This window comes from Pseudochelatococcus lubricantis, from assembly GCF_011762225.1.
Taxonomy (GTDB): domain Bacteria; phylum Pseudomonadota; class Alphaproteobacteria; order Rhizobiales; family Beijerinckiaceae; genus Pseudochelatococcus; species Pseudochelatococcus lubricantis.
The window spans coordinates 118,112-139,667 of the sequence record NZ_JAASQI010000008.1; the positions used below are offsets into that span (position 1 = coordinate 118,112).

Below are 21,556 nucleotides of genomic sequence, written 5' to 3' on the forward strand. Positions count from 1 at the left end.
AACTCCTCAGGCGCGGAATCTGTCGACGATGACGGACAACTCCGCGCCCACCTTGACGCCGAGCAGGATGGAGATCGCGGGGATAGCGCCCGCGCTGACGAACGCGCCGAACTCGCCCGCCGGCAGGAAGCGGCTGTCGAGGAAGCCGCCGGCGAAGAAGACGCCGAGCAGGCCGAGCGATACATAGAGGACGCCGGCAAGCGACTCCGTGATCGCGAGCGCGCCGAGCGGCAGCGTCGTCAGCGGGCGCGCGAGCAACAGCAGCACCACGCCCGAGGCGACGATCGCGCCACCCTGAAAGCCGCCGCCTGCCGACAGATGGCCGTTGGCGATCACGTAGGCGCCGAAGAGGAAGATCAGCGGCAGCAGCGTGGCGGCACCTGTTTCCACGATCTCGCCCGAGGAGCGCGCCGGGGGGCGGGCCAGCAACTGGCCGGTGGGCGCGGGGGCGGGACGCAGCAGCAGCCCGACGCTCGCCGCCACCATGAACAACACCGCGACCTCGCCCAGCGTGTCGAAGCCGCGCCAGGTGATGAGGATGCCGGTCACGATGTTCGGCAGGCCGAGTTCGAGCGGCGTCTGGGTCACGTAGAACTCGGCGAGCGGGCGCAGGAACTGGCGTTCGTCATAAGCACAGACGATCCCGGCGAAGATCACGCCGAACAGCGCCACGACGATTGCATTGAAGATCTGGCGTCTCATGTCCGGCGTCTCATGTCATGGCGCTTGCGCCGGGGCGCTGCCGGCATTGCCGCTGCCATCCGCCGCCTCGTCCTCGCGCAGCGCGTCCGCGCCCGTCGTCGGCGCCATGGGCGTGCGGGCGCGGTGGGCGGCGCGCGAGAGGGCGTGAGAGGAAACGGGATTCGTCATCAGCACGAAGCCGGCGATGACGAGCAGCTTCAGCGCCCAGTCGGGGTGATGGATGCCGAGGCCCGCGAGCACCAGCAGGTTGCCGAGCGTCGTGGCCTTGGTGCCGGCCTGGATGCGGGTGAAGGGGTCCGGCATGCGCAGCACGCCGAGCCCGGCCGAAAACAGGAAGAACGCGCCGAGCAGGACGACGAAACTGCCGACAATCTCCATCGCCGCGCCCATGGTTCAGGCCTTTCCCGCGCCGGTCTTGTGGATGGTGTAGAGCAGGATGAAGGTCGCGAGGCCGGAGCCGATCGCCGCTTCCGCCATCGCCACGTCGGGCGCGGCGAGCAGGATGTAGATCACCGAGGCCGACAGGCTGGCCAGCCCCGCGCTCACGGCCGCCGCCAGCACGTTGCGCAGCGCCACCGCGAGCACGCCGCTCACCAGAATGCCGAGGGAGACGAGAATGGTGAGCAGGCTGAGCATCACAGCCCCCTTTCCAGATAGCGCGCGATGGCGAGCACCGCGAGGAAGCTCAGGAGGCCGTAGACGAGCGCGACATCGATATACGCGAAGCGGCCCGACAGATGGGCGTAGAGCGCGATCAGCGAAATCGTGATCACCGTGAGCATGTCGATGGCGACGATCCGGTCGACGATGGTGCGCCCGATCACGAGCCGCGCCATGGAAAGGGCGATGCCGAGAAAGATCAGCACGCCGGAGATGGTCAGCAGGGCATCAGCCAAAGGCCGCCTCCAGATGCTTCTCGAAGGGGCCGACGATCTGGCGGGTGGCCTCTTCCCGGTCGCTCGTCCGCACGTCGAGCCAGTGGACATAGAGCACGCTGCCCTCCAGCCCGAGCACCAGCGAGCCGGGCGTCAGCGCGATGGAATTGGCAAGCGCGAGCCGCCCCAGCGGCGAGGCGAGGCGCGTCTCGACCTTGACGACGCCGGGATGGATATCGATGTGGCGGGCGTAGACGTAACGCAGCATGCCGACGTTGGCGCGCACCAGCTCGATCAGGAAAATGCCGAGATAGGCGAGGAAGTGCCACAGCGCGCGGGGGGTGACGGCGAGGGAACGCCAGATGCGGCCGGACCAGGACCTCTCCCGCCCGGAGAAGAGCCGGGTAATGGCCAAAGCCACCGCGACGCCCGCCACGATCAGTGCCGGCTCCAGTGAAGCATTGACGATTGCCCACAAAACAAAAAGCAATATAAACAGAGTCGGCGAGCCAATCGATATGACATCTTTTGATGTCAATTTCATATTGTTATTCATCCGCCGAGCCCCATGAAAACACGGGCGAAGCTACCTGTAATCCCCCCGGAAATCAATCCCCAAGCTGCCGCGCGCCGCCGCGCGGGCGCGCCCGTGTTCTTGGTGCATCGGGGCGTTGACGCGGAGCTGAAATGGGAGCATAGACGAGAACGAACGTTCATTCTCACTCTTCGATCGCGGACCCATGACTGATCGCGGACCCATGACCGATCGCAGACCCGGGCCGGCATCGACCTCCGTCTTGCCGGCACACGCCGACGCCCCGCCGCCCGGACAGCGGCCGGAGGCGCGGGCACACGAGCCCGAGCGCCTTGAAGTCCAGCGCACGGAGCGGCGCGACCTGATCTTGCGCGCGGCCGAGCGGTGCTTCACCAGCTTCGGCTTCCATCGCACCACCATGCAGCTGGTGGCGAAGGAGGCGGGCATGAGCCAGGGCAACCTCTACCGCTATTTCCCGTCGAAGAACGCCATCGTCGAGGGGCTGGTCGAGCGCGACCGCGACGAGGCCCGCCGGCGCTTCGACAGCGTCGATCCCGGCGCGCCGTTCTGGGACCAGTTCCGCAAGCTCGGCGAGGACTACTTCATTGGCGATGCGCAGTGCAAGGCGGCGCTCTGCATCGAAATCTGGGCGGAGGCGACGCGCAATCCCGAGATCGACGCCATCAACCGGCCCATCGAGCAGGAGATCGTCGCGCGGCTCGTTGCGTTGCTGGAGCGCGCACAGGTGCGGGGCGAGATCGCCGCCGACATCGACTGCGCGGCTGCCGCGCAGATGATCATCGTCATCACCAGCGGTCTTTACGTCCGCTCCGCCCTCCGGCGCGACGGCGACGGCACGGAGCAGCTCGAACGGGCGCTGGAGGCCGTCTACGGCCTGCTCTCGGGCGCGCCGGCGCTTCGCCTGTCGCGGTCGGAGGCCTCCGGCGGCCATTGCGGGCCTGAGCGCCCCGCTTCCACACAGGAGCCATCATCATGAAGGCAAGCCAGCTTTTTGCCGGCCTCATCGTCGTCGCAGCCGCGGCATGGATCGGCTCGGGCATGATCGGCGGCAGCGAGCCGGCCAGCAGCGCGCCCGAGACGCAGCCGCAGTCCGCGCGGCCGCCGTTCCGCGTCGCCGTCCAGACGGTCGAGAACGCGGATCACGCCCGGCGGATCGTGCTCTCCGGCCGCACCGAGGCCGACCGGCGGGTGGATGTGGTGGCGCGCACCAACGGCATCGTCGAGAAGCTCCCCATCCGCCGCGGTTCCGTGGTGAAGCAGGGCGAGGAGATCGCCGTCCTGTCCGACGAGGCGCGGGAGGCGCTGGTCGGGCAGGCGAAGGCGCGGCTGGAGCAACGGCGCGCCGAACTCAAGGCGCGGCTGCGGCTGATCGAGACCGGCAACCTGGCGGCGCTGCAGAAGCCGGTTCTGGAAGCTGAGCTGAGCGCGGCGGAGGCGGCTTTCGCGCAGGCCGAGGCGGAGCGCGACCGCAACGTCGTCCGCGCGCCCTTCGACGGTGTCGTCAACGTGCTGCATGTACGCGAGGGGCAGGCGCTGCAGGTGGGCTCGAACATCGCCGAGGTGGTTGCCCTCGAACCCATGCTGGCCGTGGTCGAGATCGCGGAGCGGGAGCTTGGCGGCGTACGGGTGGGCGATGCGGCAGAGGTCGCGTTCGCCAACGGCGGCACGGCGCGGGGGCGGGTGCGCTTCGTCTCCGCCGTTGCAAGCCCGCAGACGCGCACCTACCGCGTCGATGTGGAACTCGAAAACGGCGCGGCGCCGGTTCCGGACGGCATCACCTGCGAGGTCGCGCTGACGCTGGCGCGCGTGCAGGCGGCGGCGGTGCCGCGCTCCGCACTGGTGTTCTCGGCGCAGGGCCAGCTCGGCCTGCGCACCGTCGATGACGCCGGCGTCGTCGGCTTCGTGCCGGTCAAGCTCGCCGAGGACGGGCTGGAAAGCGTGTGGGTGACGGGTCTGCCGCCGTCCGCGCGGGTGATCGTGCAGGGGCAGGATTTCGTCGCCGAGGGCCAGAAGGTCGAGCCGGTGACGACCACGACCGTTTCGCAGCGGAGCTGAGCCGATGGCGAACCCCGTCGACTACGCCATCTCCCACGCGCGCCTGACGCTGGCGATCCTCATCTTTCTGCTGATCGCCGGCATGATGTCCTACATGGCCATCCCCAAGGAGGCGGAGCCGGACGTCAAGGTGCCGATCGTCTACGTGAACGTCACCCAGCGCGGCATCAGCCCGGAGGATTCGGAGCGCCTCATCCTGCGCCCGCTCGAGACGCAGCTCAAGACGGTCAACAATGTCAAGGAAATGCGTTCCGCCGCTTATGAAGGCGGCGGCTACGTGCTCGTCGAGTTCGAGGCGGGCTTCGATTCCGACGTGGCCATGGCCGACGTGCGCGCCAAGGTAGACACCGCCAAGAGCGATCTGCCGCGCGACGCGGACGAGCCGCAGGTGCACGAGGTCAACCTGTCGCTGTTCCCCGTCATCGTCGTGGCGCTGGGCGGCGACGTGCCTGAACGCACACTGCTGAGGCTCGCCCGCGACACGCAGACGATGATCGAGCAGATTCCGGGCGTGCTCTCGGCGGACCTGCGCGGCGCGCGCGACGAGGCGGTGGAGATCATCGCGGAGCCCATGCTGATGCGCAGCTACGGCATCTCCCTCAACGACCTCACGCAGTCGTTCGCCGCCGGTAACAGCCTTGTCGCGGCGGGCGCTCTGGAAGGGGCCGCGGGCCGTTTCGCCGTCAAGGTGCCGTCGCTGATCGAGAAGCCGGAAGACATCCTGGCCTTTCCCGTCGCGGCCTCGCGCTCCGCATCGGTGACGTTGGGCGACATCGCGGAGGTGCGGCCCACGTTCAAGGACCCCACCTCGATCACCCGCATCAACGGCAGCTCCGCCATCACGCTTGAGGTGGTCAAGCGCACAGGCGCCAACCTGATCGAGACCGTGGACGCGGTGAAGAAGGTCGTCGCCGAGCTGCAGAAGACGTGGCCGGCGACGGTTCAGGTCGCCTTCACGCAGGACAAGTCCACCGAGATCAGGTCGATGCTGCACGAGCTGCAGAACAGCGTGATCACGGCTGTGCTGCTCGTCGTCATCATCATGCTGCTGGCTCTCGGCGGACGGGCTTCCGTCTTCATCGGCATCGCCATTCCCGCCTCCTTCCTCGCCGGCATTCTCGGGCTGCATCTGGCGGGGCTCACCGTCAACATCGTCGTCCTGTTCTCGCTCATCCTCGCGGTCGGCATGCTGGTCGACGACGCGATCATCGTTTCCGAATTCGCGGAGCGGCGCATGGTCGAGGGCATGCCGCCCAAGGCTGCCTATTCGCTGGCCGCCAGGCGCATGGCGGGGCCCGTCGTCGCCGCGACGCTCACACGCATCGCCGCTTTCTCCCCGCTGATGTTCTGGCCGGGCATCGTCGGCGAGTTCATGAAATACCTGCCGCTGACGCTGATCGCGACGCTCTCCGCCTCGCTCGTCGTGGCGCTGTTCTTCACGCCCACACTGGGCGCGATGCTCGGCGCGCCGACCCATGTGCAGGACGAGCGCATGGAGGATCGCGGCCTTTACATGCGCATTGTCAGGCTGGCGCTGCATCATCCCGGCACCACGCTCACACTTGCGGTGGCGCTGCTCGTGGGTGTCGTCGGCGCCTACGGGCGCTTCGGCAACGGCGTCGAGTTCTTTCCCTCTGTCGAGCCGGAATATGGGCTGGTGCAGGTGCGGGCGCGCGGCAACATCTCCATCACGGAGAAGGACAGGCTCGTGCGCGAGGTCGAGAGGCGCCTCGCCGGCATGCCCGAGCTGGACACCGTCTATGCGCGTGCGGGCGAAGGGCAGCGGGGCTCGAACGAGGTGACCGAGGATACGATCGGCACCGTGCAGTTCGAGTTCGTGGACTGGCGCAAGCGCCGCAAGGCGCATGTCATTCTGGCCGAGATCCGGGAGCGGACGCAGGACATTCCCGGCGTGATCATCGAAGTGACGGAGCCGCGCGCCGGTCCGCCCACGGGCAAGCCCATCACGCTCGAAATCGCTGGCACGGACCCCGTGCCGATCTTCGAGACCGCGCGGCAGGCGGCGGCGGCGCTGCGGGCGCGCCCCGACACGCGCGACGTCGACGACGGCCTGCCGCTGCCCGGCATCGACTGGAGGCTGACCGTCGACAAGGCGGAGGCCGCGAAATACGCGGTCAACCCGCTGATCGTCGGCACGGCCGTCCAGCTGGTGACGAACGGTGTCAAGATCGCCGAATACCGGCCGTCGGACACGGACAAGTCGGTCGACATCCTTGTGCGCTTTCCGGAGAGCCGCCGGAACCTCAACGAACTCGACAACCTGCGCATCAATTCGGAACTGGGCGCGGTGCCCGCCGGCAATTTCGTCGTGCGCTCGGCCGAGCGCAGCGTCGGGCTGATCAACCGGGTGGACGGCCGGCAGGTGGTGAACGTCACCGCCAACGTGGCCGAGGGCGTGCAGACGGCGGTGGTGCAGAAGGCGGTCATGGACGGCATGGCGGCCATGAGCCTTCCGCCCGGCATCACCTATCGCCTGAAGGGCGAGGACGAGGAGCGCGAGAAGGCGGGCGCGTTCCTGGTGAGCGCGTTCGGCGCGGCGATGTTCCTGATCTTCGCCGTGCTGCTGGCGCAGTTCAACAAGTTCACCAGCGTGTTCCTCGTGCTTTCGGCCGTGGTGCTCTCGACGATCGGTGTCCTCATCGGCCTCATGGTCATGGGGCAGGCTTTCGGCGTCGTGATGACCGGCATCGGCATCATCGCCAACGCCGGGGTGATCGTGAACAACAACATCGTGCTCATCGACACCTACGACCGGCTGCGGCGCGAGGGGGTGGAGGCGTATGACGCCATTCTGGAAACCTGCCGGGAGCGCGCCCGCCCGGTGGTGCTGACGGCGGTGACCGCGCTGCTCGGCGTGCTCGCCATCGCGTTCGGCATCAACCTTGACTTCGTCGCCCGCTCCGTCGACATCGGCGCGCCCTCGACGCAGTGGTGGACGCATCTTGCTACCGCCATCGTGTTCGGGCTCGGCTTCGCCACTATCCTGACACTGGTGGTGACGCCGGCCGCGCTGATGGGGCTCGCCAATATCGCCGCCTGGCGGGAAGGGCGGCGGAAGAAGCGGCGCGCCGGCAGGCAGGCCGGCACCGCGCTGGAAACCTGAACGGAAGGCGCCTGCCGCTGCCATCGGCCGGCAGACGCCTTTCCCGGATCGCGTTGTACCAAGCCGCCCGGTCGTTCCTCGGTACGTAAAAACCCCCGGCGAGGGATCGCCGGGGGTCTCAATCGTCGCGGCTGCCGCCTTGCCTTCCCTGGAGCCGTGTCCGCCCCGGTTCGGCGCTCTATCGTTTCGGCAACAGGTGCAGCGCGTTGACGAGGGCGTCCACGTCCTCGCGGGTGTTGTAGAAGGCGAGCGAGGCGCGCACCGTCGTTTCCACGCCGAAACGGCGCAGGGCCGGCTGGGCGCAGTGGTGACCGGAGCGCGTGGCGATGCCGTGCCTGTCGAGATGGCGCGCCACCTGTTCGGACTCGAATCCCTTGACGACGAACGACAGGACGCTCGCCTTCAACGGCGACGTGCCGATGATGCGCAGGCCCGGAACGGTGGCTAGGCCCTCGTTCGCATAGTCGAGCAGGGCATGCTCGTAGGCCGCGATATCGGCGATCCCGACGTTGTTGATGTAGTCGACGGCGGCGCCGAGCCCCACCGCGCCGGCGATGTCGGGAGTTCCCGCCTCGAATTTCTCGGGCGGACCCTGAAAGATCGTGCGCTCGAACGTCACGTCCCGGATCATGTGCCCGCCGCCCTGCCACGGCGGCAGCGCCTCCAGCCATCGCTCCTTGCCGTAGAGGATGCCGATGCCGGTCGGGCCGAAGATCTTGTGGCCGGACAGCACGAGAAAATCGGCATCGAGGGCGCGGACGTCGAGCGGCAGGTGCGGCGAGGACTGGGCCGCGTCGACCAGTACCGGCACGCCCCGAGCGTGGGAGAGCGCGATGATCTCCGCCACCGGGTTGATGGTGCCGAGGGCATTCGCCACATGGGTTACGGACACGAACTTCGTGCGCGGTCCGAGAAGCGCGGCGAACTGGTCGAGCAGCAGCGTGCCGTTGTCGTCGACGGGCGCGACCTTGAGCACCGCGCCCGTGCGCCGGGCCAGCAACTGCCACGGCACGATATTGGCGTGATGCTCGATATGCGTGATCAGGATCTCGTCGCCCGCGCCGATGAACTGCTGTCCGAAGCTGTTGGCGACGAGGTTGATCGCTTCCGTCGTGCCGCGCAGGAACACGATCTCGCGGGAACTGGCCGCGCCGATGAAATCGCGCAGCTTGTCGCGCGCACCCTCGAACAGGTCGGTGGAACGGGCGGCGAGCGTGTGGGCGGCGCGATGGATGTTGGAGTTATGCCGGGAATAGAATTCCGACGTGATGTCGATGACGCTCTGCGGCTTCTGGGTGGTCGCCGCGTTGTCGAGCCACACCAGCGGCTTGCCGTTGACGGTTTGGTGAAGGACGGGGAAATCCCTGCGCAGGCCCCGCGTCTCGAAGGCCGTCAGCACGCTGTCGCGTGGCGCGTTCGCCGCCGCGTGTGCGGTCGCCGGATGCGCGGGAGACGCGGCGGTGCCGCCCGGCCCCACGCTTGCCGGCACGGCGTCTGCCCGCGGGGGCGCCTCCCGCTGCTGCAGGAAGTAGTAGTTCGGCGTCGAATCATGGCGCGCATGATGCTGCGCGATGACCGTGTCGCCGCCCTGCCTGTCCTCGTAGCCGCCGAGGAAGCGCGGCTCGCCGAAAACGAAAACCTCGTGCGGATGCAGCACGTGGTCGAGCGCCAGCGCGCCGTCGGATGTCGGTGCGCCGGAGGGGGCGGGATGGCCGCCCGCCGGCGCGTAGGCGCTGACCGGCGCATAGCCGCTCACGCTGGCGTAGTCCCCCGGCGGGGTCAGGTAGTCGCCGGGGAGGAAGCCGCTGCCGGGCACGGAGACATGGCCGGAACGGTCGGGCGCGAAGGCCGGCGCGAGCGCGGCTTCGGGCACCTGCGCCGCCGGGTCCGCATGCGCGGCGGCCGGCGCGATGACGGGAAGGTCCGCCGGCAGCGAGGGAGCTGTCAGCGAGACGGAATCCACCGGCGCGGGCGGCGCGGCGACGGACGGGATAGCGGCCCGTTGCGGCGTGGCTTCCGGCAGCCCCTCCGGCAGGGAAGGGGCGGCCGACGCACCCGAGAACGCTTCCCGCACCAGTTGCGAGAGCAGGGAGGTGAGCGGCGATTGGTCCTGACCCGACGGCAATACCGCGCGGGGTTCAGACTGCGTAGTCATGGTAGCGGCCGATCAGGACGTTATCGAGACGGGCAACGGCGTCGTTCACGAGCACCGCCACGGAGAAGTAGCGGGTCACGAGATGCGAGGCGATCGAGTGCTCGTCCGTGCCGCTGTAGCGGACCGACAGGCCGGGCTCCACCTCGCCGGTGACGCCGGTCTTCTGCAGGCCGACGACGCCCTGATCCGCCTCGCCCACGCGCAGCAGCAGGATGCTGGTGCTTTCCGGCACGCCATTGAAGCCGCCGGCGATCGGCAGCTTGTCGGAAGGCACGAGCGGCACGCCACGCCACGTGAGGAAGGGCGCGCCGAACAGATGCACGATGACCGGCGGCACGCCCCGGCGGGTCGCCTCGCGGCCGAATGCGGCGATGGCGCGCGGATGGGCGAGGAAGAATGCGGGTTTCTTCCATACACGGGCGAGCAGTTCGTCGAGATCGTCCGGGGTCGGCGGCCCGGAACGGGTCGGGATGCGGTTCCCCGGGGCGACCTCATGCAGCAGGCCGAATTCGGCGTTGTTGATGAGTTCCCACTCCTCCCGCTCCTTCACCGCGTCGACGGTGAGGCGCACCTGCTCGCGGAGCTGGTCGATCTGGTTGCTGTAGAGATCGGTGACGCGGGTATGCGTCTGCAACACGGTCTGGATGGTGCTGAGGTGATATTCGCGCGGATGCTCGGCATAGTCGACGAAGGTCGTCGGCAGGCGCGGCTCGCCGCTGTGGCCGGACAGCAGGTCGATGGCAACCTCGCCCCATTCGTTCGTCCGCGCCGCGAGCGCGTGCTGCTCGTCGCTGGAGCGGGCGATGGCCTGGCGCAGGCCTGACTGCTCGTCGATCTTCGAGACATCGAGCTTCAGCACCGTGGCGGGCGTCAGCGCGGCGGCCGTGGTGGCGATGGGGCTGTCCTGCAGCAGCGTGCGGTGGCCGAAGAAGCTGCCCGCGCCGATCAGCCGCTGGCGCAGCTTGCCGCCGAAGGGGTTGACGCCCGTCTGCTCCACCGTGCCCTCGGCAACGATGAACAGCTTGCGGGCGCTGCTGCCTGCTTCCGTCAGCCGCTCGCCGGCCTCGACGTGCTTGACGGCGAAGAGCCCTGCAATCTTCTTCAGTTCGTCCGGGTTCAGGCCGGAGAGGGCCGGAATCGCGGCGAGCGATTCGGGGGATACGGCGAGCTTGCCGCCGTCGTTGACGATGACGACCTGTCCCTCGCGGGCGCTCACGACCTTGCGGCGGTTGACGCGGTAGACACCGCCCGCGACATCGACCCACGGCAGCAACTTGTGCAGCCAGCGCGGGGTGCGTTCCGTATTCTGGACGACGGTGACGGTCGCCGTCGCAAGATTGCGTGCCGCGGGAGCGCTGACGCTGCGTTGCGCGCCGTGGCTGGTGGAAGACGCAGTCATTATTAACCCCATTCGTTCGGTTGGATGTCGAAAACGGTGTCTGATGACGAAGGCCGATGAGCTTGCCTCATGGGCCTTCGTTAAACCCGCGCGGCAGCGAGCGAGGCCATTCCGGCACCGGTCGGGCCCCATGGCATCGCGTCGGGGCGACGCTGTTTATGGCTGTGCGGATCGTGGGCGCGCGCACGTCTGAAAGCACGTTCTTGTCTTTTTCTGGCAAGTTCTGTCAGTTTCAGCCAGTATAAACTGGCCGATATGACTTTTTGGCTATTACATTTGTTTTTGAAAATTGCTATCATAGCCATTTCTCTTTATAGGAAAACAATAAAAATGACATATTTTCATCTTTAATTATTTAGTTTTACATAAAAACTCATGAAATTTGCGGATTTTCGCCCTGAAGGTGCTTTTTCATACACTGCAGCGCTGCATCCGCAGTCCGGCCGTCTGGCGCAACGGCCCGGCGCACCCCACCTGCAGAGTTGAAAAGCGGAAACGGCGAAGGGGCACGGCGGCATATGCGCCTTGACGACACCACCTGCACGAGACATCCGAGCCCCCCAGCCAGATCGAACGCAGGCGCATCTCACCCGCGCTGCACTGGAAGCTTTCCGATAATTGTCTATAATGTCAATAGACAATATGAGTTACGAACGTGAGGGCGTTCGCCAACCAGCGGGCGCGGATGCGGCCTGCGCGCGAGGATGAGACGATGAGTACACGGCAATTGAAACTTGGCGCCTTCATGCGTCCTGTCAGCATTCACACCGGCGCCTGGCGCTATCCCGGCGCCCTGAAGGACGCCAATTTCAACTTTCCCGCCCTGAGGCGCTATGCGCAGCGGCTGGAGGAGGCGAAATTCGATGCCTTCTTCATGGCCGATCATCTCGCCGTGCTCAACATGCCCGTCGAGGCGCTGAAACGCAGCCATACGGTGACGTCCTTCGAGCCGTTCACGCTGCTTTCGGCGCTGGCCGGGGCCACGCAGCGGCTGGGGCTCGTCGCCACCGCGTCCACCACCTTCGAGCACCCCTTCCACCTGGCGCGCCGCTTCGCCTCGCTCGACCATATCAGCGGGGGCCGCGCGGGGTGGAACATCGTCACCACGTCGAACCCGGACGCGGCGCTGAACTTCGGCCTTGATGAGCACGTCGCCCACGCGGACCGCTACGCGCGGGCGCGCGAATTCTATGACGTGGTCACCGGGCTGTGGGACAGCTTCGCCGACGACGCCTTCATCCGCGATGCCGAAAGCGGCATCTATTTCGATCCGGAAAAGATGCATGTGCTCGGCCACAAGGGGCCGTCCTTCTCGGTGCGCGGCCCGCTGCACATCGCCCGCCCGGTGCAGGGCTGGCCGGTGATCGTGCAGGCGGGAGCGTCCGAGGCGGGACGCCAGCTCGCGGCGGAAACGGCGGAGGTGGTGTTCGCCGCTGCCGGCACGCTCGCGGACGGGCAGCGCTTCTATGCGGATGTGAAGGGCCGGCTCGCCGCGGCGGGGCGCGAGCGCGACCATCTGAAGATTTTGCCCGGCGCCTTCGTCGTGGTGGGAGAAACGGTCGACGAGGCGCGGGCCATCCGCGCGCGTCTCGACTCGCTCGTCCATGCCGACAGCGCCATCGCCTCGCTGTCGATCGCGCTCGGCCACGACGTATCCCATCTCGATCCCGAGGGCTTCCTGCCCGATATTCCCGAAACCGAGGCCAGCAAGTCCAGCCGCGAGCGGGTTCTGGCGCTGGCGGAGCGGGAAAAGCTCACCATCCGCCAGCTCGCGCAGCGGCTCGGCGGATACGCCGGCCTCGCCTTCGTCGGTACGGCGCAGACCATCGCCGACGAGATGCAGGAGTGGCTGGAAAGCGAGGGATCGGACGGCTTCAACATGATGTTTCCCTACCTGCCGGGCGGCCTCGACGCCTTCGTCGACCGGGTCGTGCCGGAACTGCAAAGACGGGGCATCTTCCGGAAGGAATATGAAGGCGAGACCCTGCGCGACAACCTGGGGCTGCCGCGTCCGGCGAACCGCTTTTTCGCCTGACGGCGGAGTTGCGGCATTTACATATTAATTTCATCGACTATCTGGATTTATGGGCTGTCGTCGTTATAGACTGGGCCTTCGCAGGTTCATCGCGACGACCGCTCTTCACAATCAGGAGACGAAGACATGTCCATCCAGCTCGGCCAGATCGCGCCCGATTTCGTGCAGAACAGCACGGCGGGCGAAATCCGCTTTCACGAATGGCTCGGCAATTCGTGGGGCATCCTGTTCAGCCACCCGCGGAACTTCACGCCGGTCTGCACGACGGAACTCGGCGAGGTTGCCCGCCTCGCGCCGGAGTGGGAGAAGCGCAACGTCAAGGTCCTCGGCCTGTCCGTCGATCCGCTCGACGCGCATGAGAAATGGGGCGCCGACATCGCGGAGACGCAGGGCCATGCCCTGAACTTCCCCCTGCTCGCCGACGACGACAAGAAGGTGTCGGAACTCTACGGGCTCATCCATCCCGATGCGGATCCCAACGTCACCGTGCGCGCGGTCTTCATCATCGACCCGAACAAGAAGGTGCGCCTGACCTTCACCTATCCGCCGAGCGCCGGGCGCAACTTCGCCGAAATCCTGCGCGTCGTCGACAGCCTGCAACTCACGGACGCCCGGAAGGTCTCGACGCCGGTGAACTGGAACCCCGGTGATCCGGTAATCATCGTCCCGTCCGTTTCCGACGAGGAGGCGAGGCAGCGCTTCCCGCAGGGCTTCAAGACGCTGAAGCCTTACCTGCGCATCGTTGAACTCGACGGGCAGCAGGACAGCTGACGTCCAGGTCGGTGTCAATTCAATCTATATATTCTATAGATTGAATTGACATTGGATGTGTTTGCATGTACCGGATATAAATGGCTTGCGGAGCCGTTTTCCTGCTGCATCAGACCGGAGAATGGGCACAGTTTTCTGGATCAACCTGATGTCTGAACAAGAATAGAGCGGCGGCATGCGTCGGTTTCTCCGTTCGCTGCTCCGTCCGGAAATGTCCAGCGTATCGTGTCCCGCCAGAGGCGCGAGGGAGATGCTGGTATTGTGTTATTGATGGTCTGGCGGGAGAATCCCGTGCCGGTCGTCGCGATCCCGGTCCCGCACGCGCATGTGGCGGGCGCGCGTCGGGATGCAGCGGATGGCGGCGGACGCGGGGATATCCGGATGTTGCGGAGCTGATCAGTGTCTGAAAATGCCAATGTCGTCGCCTTGCCCACCGGAAAGCGCTTCCCCGAAGCCCGCGCCGGCGGGATCAGTCTCGGAGCGGCGGTGGACGCCGGCCGGTTCAAGCTCGGAATGCGCCGCCTCGCGGCGGGTGTATCCATCATCGCCACCACCCTTGAGGAGGTGCGCTACGGCCTCGTCGCCACGGCTGTGAACTCGGTTTCCGCCGATCCGCCGACTCTTCTCGTCTGTGTCTCGCAGACGGCTTCCGCGCATGATTTCATCAGCCGCGCCGGCCGTTTCAGCGTAAACGTGCTGCATGCCGACGACCGGGAACTGGCCGAGAATTTCTCGCGCCCCGAATTCCGCACCCGCCGCTTCAGTTTCGGCGAATGGTCCACGGCGACGACCGGCGCGCCGGTTCTCGACAGCGCGCTCGTCGCCTTCGACTGCCTGATCGCGCAGGAGGCTCGCGTCGCCAGCCACACCGTGTTCTTCGGGCAGGTCGTGGATGTGCGCCTGAGCGATGGCCCGATCGATCCACTGCTGTTCTGGAACAGCAGCTATCATACGGCGGAAGCCGGCCCGCGGTGAGCCTTAAGCGGGCGCCCAAGGGGCGCCGCCGCGTTGCCTGCTTCATCCCTCACACCGCATCCAGTTGGCTCTGAAGCCTGATCTGGTCAAGCGGCTGGACGTTCGCGCCGGCGGTCAGTTCCTGATAGGAGAGCACCGGCAGGTCGGGAAAATCGCGCTCGATGATCTTGCGCATGAAGCGCCTGATATCCATCGGCGCCATGACGACCGGCGCCGTTATGTGCCGGTCGACATCGCCGATGACGCGCTTCATGGTGGCGATGAGCTGCCGGTGCACGTCCGGAGACAGTGCGAGATACGAGGCGCCGCTCGTCTGCCGCACCGCGCCGCGCACGACATCCTCGACCTCTTTCGAGATCAGATAGGCTGGGATGATGTTCTGTCCGGCCGAGAACTTGTGGGTGACATATCGGCTCAGGGCACCGCGCACATGTTCCGTGAGGATGATCGGGTCCTTCTCCCGTTGCCCCCACGTCACCAGCGCCTCAAGGATGGTGCGCATGTCGCGGATGGAGATTTCCTCGCTGACCAGTCGCTGCATGACATCGGTGATGGTGATGATCGGCAGCAGGCGCGTTACCTCGCGTACCAGTTCGCCGAAGTTCTTCTGCATCTGGTTCATCAGGAACATGGTTTCCTGAATGCCGATGAATTCCGAGGCGTGCGTCTTCAGGATGTGCGCCAGGTGATAGGTCATCATGGTCGACAGGGTCATCACCTGGATGCCCGCCCGTTCAAGCAGCGGCAGGTATCGGTTGGAGACCCACAGGCTCGGCGTGCGCGGCAGGAAGTCCTGCCCGCGCTCCACCGGGATGTCGAACATCCGCAGGTTTTCCTCGCTTTCCCGCACCATGACGTAGCCCGGCCGCGCCGAGCCCGACGCGACGGGCACCTCGTTGACCAGAACACGGTATTCGCCGTCGGCCAGGTTGTCGTTGAGCCGCAGGTTGATGCCGGGAAAGGGGACGCCGAGGTCGAAATAGAGCGCCCGGCGCACCTTTGCCACCTCGCGGTCGAGCTTCTCGGGCCGGATGGAATGGCGGACGCTCGACGCGATGTCGACGATCAGGGGAACGGTCAGCGCGAAGCTCACCACCTCGACGGGCGCGACCGGTTCCTTCTCGTCGTCATCGTCCGGAAACGTGGGCATCTGGCCGCCGGCCGCCAGCGCCGGCGCGAAGGCCGGCAAACCGTGGGCGCCGGGTCTGGCCGCCGCCTGTTTCGCCTTGCGCGAGAGAAAATAGCCCGCCCCGCCCGTCGCGCCGGCGAGCACGAGGAACACCAGCGTCGGAAAGCCGGGGACCACGGCGAAGATCATGAGGATGCCCGCCGTGATCAGCAGGGCGCGCGGCTCACTGCCGAGCTGCAGCACGATGTCACTGCCAAGGTCGGCGTTGTCGTCCGACGACACGCGGGTGACGATGAAGCCCGCCGTGATCGAGATGAAGAGCGCCGGTATCTGCTGCACCAGGCCGTCGCCGATGGTCAGCAGCGAGTAGCGGCTCATGGCCTCGTTCAGCGGCATGCCGAGCTGCATCACGCCGATTGCCACGCCGCCGATGAGGTTGATGGCGGTGATGATGAGGCTCGCCACCGCGTCGCCCTTGACGAACTTCATGGCGCCGTCCATGGCGCCGTAGAGTTGGCTCTCCTTCTCCAGCTTGCCACGCCGGCGCTTGGCCTCGTCGAGTTCGATCACCCCCGCCCGCATGTCCGAGTCGATCGACATCTGCTTGCCGGGCATCGAATCAAGAGAGAAGCGCGCTGACACCTCCGCGACGCGCTCCGACCCCTTGGTGATGACCATGAAGTTGACGATGGTCAGGATGAGGAACACCACGAGACCGACGACGAGGTTGCCGCCGACGACGAATTCGCCGAACGCCTCGACGAGATGGCCGGCATCTGCCTGGATCAGGATCAGCCGCGTGGTGCTGATCGACAGCGCGAGACGGAACAGCGTGGTGATCAGCAGGATCGACGGGAACGACGAAAGCTGGACGACGTCCTTGATATACATGGACGCCATCAGCAGGATCGCCGCCAGCGTCAGATTGACGCCGATGAGCAGGTCGATCAGATCCGTCGGCAGCGGCAGTATCATCATGAAGATGACCGCGACCAGCAGGAAGGCCAGCACGAGGTCGTTACGCTGCGCCATGAGATGCAGAAAACGGGTCATGTAAAACGCCTTCTGCGCATCCGGATCATTATCTATGCGACAATAATGTCAGAATATGCGCACATATGTCAACGATGTTGCAACCGCGATGTCGCGGCCGTGATCGGCCGCGACATCGCGCTGCCACGTGTCAGCGCGTATGCAATTGGCTGCGCAGCAGTTTTGTGATGTCCTCCAGTTGGGAGCTGTTCCGGATCACGCGCGGCGTCAGCATGATCAGCAGCTCGACCCGGCGCACGCGGTCCGTCCGCGTCTTAAACAGGTTGCCGATGATCGGCGTCGATTTCAGCACCGGCACGCCCGTCTCCGTGTCCTCGAAACGGTCCTGGATCAGGCCGCCGAGCACGATGGTGCGCCCCGACTGGCCGAGCACGTTCGATTCGACATTGCGTGTCGAGATGACCGGGTTGCCGTTCTGCAACGTGGGCGAGGGCGTGCTCACCGACTGGTTGATGCGCAGCGCGACCGAGTTGCTGGCGTAGATGCGCGGCGTCACGTCGAGGACGATGCCGGTGTCCTTGATCTCGATCTGCTGCGTTACTGTCACGTTGCCGGAGCTTTGCGACGTCTGCGAGCTGATGGCATAGGGAATCTGGTCGCCGACGACGAGGCGCGCCGTCTTGCCGTCGAGCACGGTGAGATACGGCGACGAGATCACCTTGACCTTGGTCACGGCCTGCAGCGCGGACAGTATCGCCTCGATGCGATAGTTGCCGACGTTGCCGCCGAGCGAAACGAACGCGCCGTTGCCTTCCGGAGCGGTGACAACGCCGGTGCCGCCGGTGGGCAATGTCTCGCCGGTCGTTCGGGCGGCCACATACGGCCCCTGGAGGTACATCTGAACACCGTGATCGAGATGGTCGTTCAGCTCGACCTCGACGATCATCGCCTCGATGGCGAGTTGCGACTGGGGTACGTCCATCGTCGCGACCACATCCCGGATGCGCTGGAAATCCGCATAGGTGGCATGGATCATCAGCGTATTGGTGCGAGGATCGGGGACGATGCGCACCCGGGGGGCGGACGGGGCTTCAGCCGCTGCCGCCGCACCTGCGCCGCGGCTCCCGCCGGAGGGTGTGCCACTCCCGGCGGCGGACGCGGCGGCTTCGACGATGCCGCGCATGTTGAATTTGGGTGCCGCTTCCGATCCCGCGTCGCCGTCGGCCAGCGGTGTCTGCTGGGGAATCGCCGGCATCTGCCGCGGCGCCCGTTGCGCCGGTTGTTCCTTGCCCCGCGATTCGGTGGCTGCGGCGGTGTCGCCTTCCCCCGACTTGCCGAATATTTCCGTCAGCGGCTTGGCGATTTCCTCGGCGGTGAGGTGGCGCAGCTCAATGATGCGTAACGCCGGCTCGTCCGTCGCCTCGCGGTCCATGAGCTGAGCAAGCTGCTTGACGCCGTTCATGATCTGCAGATCCCGCGCGCCGATGAGCAGCGCCTGCTGCCGTTCGAGCGGCAGGATGGTGGGCATGTCGCCGCCTGCCGGCACGCGCGCCTGATAGAACGCGATGAGTTTTGCAGCCACCTTCTCGGGCGTGCCGTGATGGACGGGCACGACCGCCACCTTGTCGTCGCCAAGCCCGTCGCGGGAGATGGATTGCAGCGTCTGCTCCACCTGCGCGATATCGTTCGCCGGTGCGCGGACGATGACGGCGTTGGCCGCATTGCTCGGCGTCAGCGAAATGCTCTGGGGAAGCAGCTGGCCAGCGATGCCGATGACATTGGCCGCATTGTTCCTGTCGAGTTTCACCACCCGGGTGATCTGTTCCACCGTCTGATTCCGGCGGGCATTGGCCTCCAGCGATTCGACCATCTCCGGTGTGCCGATATGGTAGACGCTGTTGACCTGCCGCATGGCGAAGCCGTTACGGGCCAGGATATCGCGGACGACGTAGAGCACCTGGCTCTTCGGCAACGGCTCCTCCGTGCGGAAAGTGACAGAGCCGCCGAGATCGTCGGGCGCGATGTAGTTGACGCCGAGCGCGCCGCCGAGCAACTGCTTCAGCACGAAGCCGATGGTGGCCCTGTTGAAGTCGATGTTGACCTTCGCCTCCGGGTCGAGCGCCCGCGCGCCTGCGTTCTGCAGGCTGGCAAGGTCCTGCTGGACGCCGCCGGGGGTGGGCTTGTAGTCCACGCGAACGCTGTCGACATAGCCGACGAAGGGCAGCACGCGCGGCGGGGGCGCGTTCAGCCGCGCGGTATCCAGCACGCCGCCGGCGGGCGCCGCCTCGCCCGTGTAGAACAGCGACCTGTCGCTGCCGTTGTAAAGCACCGCACGCTGTTTCCGGGCCGAGAGGAAGCCGTCTTTGCAACGCCCGTCCGTCTTGCCGGTCTGCTCCTCCCCGGTGGGAACGGTGCAGGCATCGCCCTTCAGCGCCTCGCAGGATGTAAGCACGAAGGTCATCAGAAGCCCGAGCGCAAGGTTGCGCATCAGGAGGAGAGACCGCGCTGCGGCTAGGAAGCTTGTGTCATTTCTGCCTTTTCTCCCGCTTCGTCTGGTTCGTTGCTGGTTACGCATCACACCTACCAGTTCGCTCGGAGCCCGAACAACGGGTTGCCGCTATCATAGATATTGAACGCTAAACATCTCCATATGCGATAGTATAATTAATCTTCCCATGAAAGAGAAATATTTTATATATGGATGAGAAAATAATTGACTTGATATTTATTTAAATATGAGAGAATTTATTATAATATATATAAAAATATACATATTTAAACAATTTATTTCTTATTATTTTCAGTATTTATGTATTCGTTAAGCATATATTAACCAAACGTTCCAGGTGCCGAATCCGGAAGACTATGATTGATTCGCTTTCTTGCCCGGTCAGCATCCTGCCCATCGAATGGATTCTGTGACGTTCGGCACACGGAGGAGCGCCGAAGCAGGGTAGCGTACCTTCCGATTATTCACGGGACCGTCCCGCCGGCGTCTGCACAGGTCCTGCCGTGCTCCGCCGTTTCGGAGGCGCGTCAGGGCGTTCCCGCACAGGTTGGAGAAGCCCATGCCGTCGCGTTCTTCCGCGTTGCGTTCTCCTGCTCTGGGTGAAGCGTTGTTGACGCTGCCAGAGGCGCCGGAGCGCGCAGTCCTGGCGGCAAACCTTCCGGACGCCCCCGACGTCCGCGAGCAACTGTCGCGGGCGCACGCGCATGCCCAGCGGCGGGCTCAGGCGGGGGAAGACGTGTTCAGGGCGGCATTCGCGCTTCGGGGCGGCCGTATCGATGACATGTTGCCGCTGGTCGCGCTCGAAATCGCGAACACGCTGCACAACCTTCCCGATGGCGCGGGACACTGTGTGCCCGGCAGCGAATTGCCAGCAGAGGAGCCGCGAGACGACGCGCGCGGCGTCGTCGCCGCCCTTCAGGCGGGGGCCGCCTCCCTCGTTGCCGCCGGCGCCGTCAGCGACGCCGTCACGTTTCTGTGCGCGCTGCTCGATTGGCCCGAGGCGCGTAGCGACGCGCTGCTGGGCCTCGCCATCTGCGCGATCCGGCTGGAGCGGCACGAGGTAGGGCTGGTGCTGGCGCTCGATTATCTGAAGCGCGGCGGGCGCCACCCGCGAGCCCATTGTATCGCCGGCCTGTGCCGGATGCGTTGCGGCAACCGCAGGGCAGCACAGAATCATCTCGCGCTGGCCGCCCGAGCAGCACGAAGCGATCCTCTGTTTCGGGACGAACTGCGCGCCGCGCAGCGGTTGCTGATCGCACTGAACTTCAGCCGCTAAATCAGATGAAAGAATAATTAATGTATAACATATAATAAAGTGAAATAAAAATAATAAATTAATATATAATATGTGGAATTTTAGAAAATTATTGTCTATCTGATGGCTTTGTTTGGCCGGAGGCGCTCTAGGAGACAACCTCCGGGCGGGCCCTGCAGAAATTGTGGAGCATTGCTGTATGTTGCGTACTGAAGACGTCAGGCTGCTGGCATCGCTGGGATTCATCGCCGTCATGCGCAGCCGCGACGCGCACGCCCGCGCGATATTCGAGGGCGTCATGGCTGCACGCCCCGAGCAGGAGGCCGGTGCCGTCGGGCTTGCCATGCTGCACCTGAAGGACGGCGAGTACGACAGGGCTATCGAACTGCTCAGACCGTTCAGTTTCAGCGAGACAGCACTTGCCTTCCTGGGGCTGTCCTTTTTCCGAAAAGGCGATCGCGAGAGAGCGATGAAGATCCTCAGGGACGCGGTCGTATTGTCGTCCGGAGGGGACGGCGGCGCGTTCGCGCAACAGATGCTCAATGCGATCGAGGCCGAGGTGGGCAGCAGGTCCCCGCTTGTCTGACGCTCTGCGTCATTACGGTATGCGTGCCGCGCAGCCAGGCCATAAACGCCTATGCCAGACGATTGTGTGCCTCGATGAGGCGGTCAACACAACGCTCGATCCGCGGGGCGTCTATCTCATGGTCTTCCAGCATGAACGACAACACGATGGCACCACCCGCGGTCAGTCCTGCATGAAGGAACAGGCCGGTCGCAAGATCTGGCCCCGCAGTCTGCAACGCCCGTAGTTCCTTGTCCGGATCCTCAAATGCAGGCGTTCGGAGCAAGCTGACGATCAGGCGTGTACCGTCCATGGAAGGCAGGAACGTCAGGTCGCCGGAGCGTGCAAACCGGAACGCGAAGGTGCCGTCCTGCGCCGGCATTGCCGACAGGCCTGCGCGCGCGGCGAAATCCGTAATCGCATGCAGGCCGGTGCTGGAAAAGGTAATCGTCATTGGG

At 65.4% G+C, this 21,556-nt stretch carries 18 protein-coding genes; 8 read left to right on the forward strand and 10 right to left on the reverse strand.

The window, feature by feature from the left end; all coding sequences use genetic code 11:
* Nucleotides 1-6 precede the first annotated feature (6 nt).
* From mbhE to FHS82_RS16140, 5 genes are read right to left on the reverse strand one after another with little or no spacing between them, the layout of a single operon-like run.
* Nucleotides 7-702, reverse strand: a complete 696-nt coding sequence (gene mbhE, locus FHS82_RS16120) for a hydrogen gas-evolving membrane-bound hydrogenase subunit E (RefSeq protein ID WP_166954657.1) — start codon at nucleotides 700-702, stop codon at nucleotides 7-9.
* Nucleotides 703-717: 15 nt separating this feature from the next.
* Entirely contained in the window at nucleotides 718-1,092 is a 375-nt protein-coding gene (gene mnhG / locus FHS82_RS16125) for a monovalent cation/H(+) antiporter subunit G (protein WP_246225381.1), read from the reverse strand.
* 3 nt (nucleotides 1,093-1,095) lie between these two features.
* Complete coding sequence (locus FHS82_RS16130; protein WP_166954659.1) at nucleotides 1,096-1,338, reverse strand: hydrogenase subunit MbhD domain-containing protein; 243 nt, start codon at nucleotides 1,336-1,338, stop codon at nucleotides 1,096-1,098.
* The gene (locus tag FHS82_RS16135; protein WP_166954661.1) at nucleotides 1,338-1,598 is read right to left on the reverse strand and encodes an MrpF/PhaF family protein; all 261 of its coding nucleotides are present in this window, start codon (nucleotides 1,596-1,598) and stop codon (nucleotides 1,338-1,340) included. Before FHS82_RS16135 ends, FHS82_RS16130 begins: the two co-directional genes overlap by 1 nt.
* Complete coding sequence (locus FHS82_RS16140) at nucleotides 1,591-2,133, reverse strand: Na+/H+ antiporter subunit E (protein ID WP_166954663.1); 543 nt, start codon at nucleotides 2,131-2,133, stop codon at nucleotides 1,591-1,593. Before FHS82_RS16140 ends, FHS82_RS16135 begins: the two co-directional genes overlap by 8 nt.
* Nucleotides 2,134-2,335: 202 nt before the next feature.
* On the opposite strand from FHS82_RS16140, the gene FHS82_RS16145 reads away from it, so the two are divergent.
* Genes FHS82_RS16145 through FHS82_RS16155 form a run of 3 tightly spaced genes read left to right on the forward strand, consistent with a single transcriptional unit; the run spans nucleotide 2,336 to nucleotide 7,312 of the window.
* Entirely contained in the window at nucleotides 2,336-3,109 is a 774-nt protein-coding gene (locus FHS82_RS16145) for a TetR/AcrR family transcriptional regulator (RefSeq protein WP_166954665.1), read from the forward strand.
* Nucleotides 3,106-4,188, forward strand: a complete 1,083-nt coding sequence (locus FHS82_RS16150; RefSeq protein ID WP_166954667.1) for an efflux RND transporter periplasmic adaptor subunit — start codon at nucleotides 3,106-3,108, stop codon at nucleotides 4,186-4,188. The genes FHS82_RS16145 and FHS82_RS16150 overlap by 4 nt, the downstream gene beginning before the upstream one ends.
* 4 nt (nucleotides 4,189-4,192) lie before the next feature.
* Complete coding sequence (locus tag FHS82_RS16155) at nucleotides 4,193-7,312, forward strand: efflux RND transporter permease subunit (RefSeq protein ID WP_166954669.1); 3,120 nt, start codon at nucleotides 4,193-4,195, stop codon at nucleotides 7,310-7,312.
* Nucleotides 7,313-7,490: 178 nt separating this feature from the next.
* Here the strand turns inward: FHS82_RS16155 and FHS82_RS16160 are convergent, their stop codons facing one another.
* Nucleotides 7,491-9,467, reverse strand: a complete 1,977-nt coding sequence (locus tag FHS82_RS16160; RefSeq protein ID WP_166954671.1) for a SufS family cysteine desulfurase — start codon at nucleotides 9,465-9,467, stop codon at nucleotides 7,491-7,493.
* Nucleotides 9,451-10,866, reverse strand: coding sequence for a family 2B encapsulin nanocompartment shell protein (locus FHS82_RS16165; RefSeq protein ID WP_166954673.1), 1,416 nt, complete (start codon nucleotides 10,864-10,866; stop codon nucleotides 9,451-9,453). Before FHS82_RS16165 ends, FHS82_RS16160 begins: the two co-directional genes overlap by 17 nt.
* Before the next feature lie 712 nt (nucleotides 10,867-11,578).
* On the opposite strand from FHS82_RS16165, the gene FHS82_RS16170 reads away from it, so the two are divergent.
* The 3 genes from FHS82_RS16170 to FHS82_RS16180 all read left to right on the forward strand — a co-directional run bounded on the left by FHS82_RS16170 (nucleotide 11,579) and on the right by FHS82_RS16180 (nucleotide 14,647).
* The gene (locus FHS82_RS16170; protein ID WP_166954675.1) at nucleotides 11,579-12,901 is read left to right on the forward strand and encodes an LLM class flavin-dependent oxidoreductase; all 1,323 of its coding nucleotides are present in this window, start codon (nucleotides 11,579-11,581) and stop codon (nucleotides 12,899-12,901) included.
* A 126-nt stretch (nucleotides 12,902-13,027) separates the two neighbouring features.
* The gene (locus FHS82_RS16175; protein ID WP_166954677.1) at nucleotides 13,028-13,672 is read left to right on the forward strand and encodes a peroxiredoxin; all 645 of its coding nucleotides are present in this window, start codon (nucleotides 13,028-13,030) and stop codon (nucleotides 13,670-13,672) included.
* 399 nt (nucleotides 13,673-14,071) lie between these two features.
* On the forward strand, nucleotides 14,072-14,647 hold the full coding sequence (locus tag FHS82_RS16180) for a flavin reductase family protein (RefSeq protein ID WP_343042598.1): 576 nt from the start codon (nucleotides 14,072-14,074) through the stop codon (nucleotides 14,645-14,647).
* 49 nt (nucleotides 14,648-14,696) lie between these two features.
* Here the strand turns inward: FHS82_RS16180 and sctV are convergent, their stop codons facing one another.
* Both sctV and gspD read right to left on the reverse strand, forming a co-directional pair.
* Nucleotides 14,697-16,829: a type III secretion system export apparatus subunit SctV gene (gene sctV / locus FHS82_RS16185; protein ID WP_208394286.1), complete on the reverse strand. Its 2,133-nt coding sequence runs from the start codon at nucleotides 16,827-16,829 to the stop codon at nucleotides 14,697-14,699.
* A gap of 130 nt (nucleotides 16,830-16,959) precedes the next feature.
* On the reverse strand, nucleotides 16,960-19,257 hold the full coding sequence (gene gspD, locus FHS82_RS16190) for a type II secretion system secretin GspD (protein WP_166954690.1): 2,298 nt from the start codon (nucleotides 19,255-19,257) through the stop codon (nucleotides 16,960-16,962).
* Nucleotides 19,258-19,837: 580 nt separating this feature from the next.
* On the opposite strand from gspD, the gene FHS82_RS16195 reads away from it, so the two are divergent.
* Nucleotides 19,838-20,554, forward strand: coding sequence for a hypothetical protein (locus FHS82_RS16195; RefSeq protein WP_166954693.1), 717 nt, complete (start codon nucleotides 19,838-19,840; stop codon nucleotides 20,552-20,554).
* Nucleotides 20,555-20,735: 181 nt separating this feature from the next.
* Nucleotides 20,736-21,119 (forward strand): tetratricopeptide repeat protein, encoded by a 384-nt coding sequence (locus FHS82_RS16200; RefSeq protein WP_166954696.1) that lies wholly within the window; start codon nucleotides 20,736-20,738, stop codon nucleotides 21,117-21,119.
* A 49-nt stretch (nucleotides 21,120-21,168) separates the two neighbouring features.
* On the opposite strand, the gene FHS82_RS16205 is transcribed toward FHS82_RS16200, so the two are convergent.
* A complete protein-coding gene (locus FHS82_RS16205) occupies nucleotides 21,169-21,552 on the reverse strand; it encodes a CesT family type III secretion system chaperone (protein WP_166954698.1) in 384 nt (127 codons plus the stop codon).
* Nucleotides 21,553-21,556 lie beyond the last annotated feature (4 nt).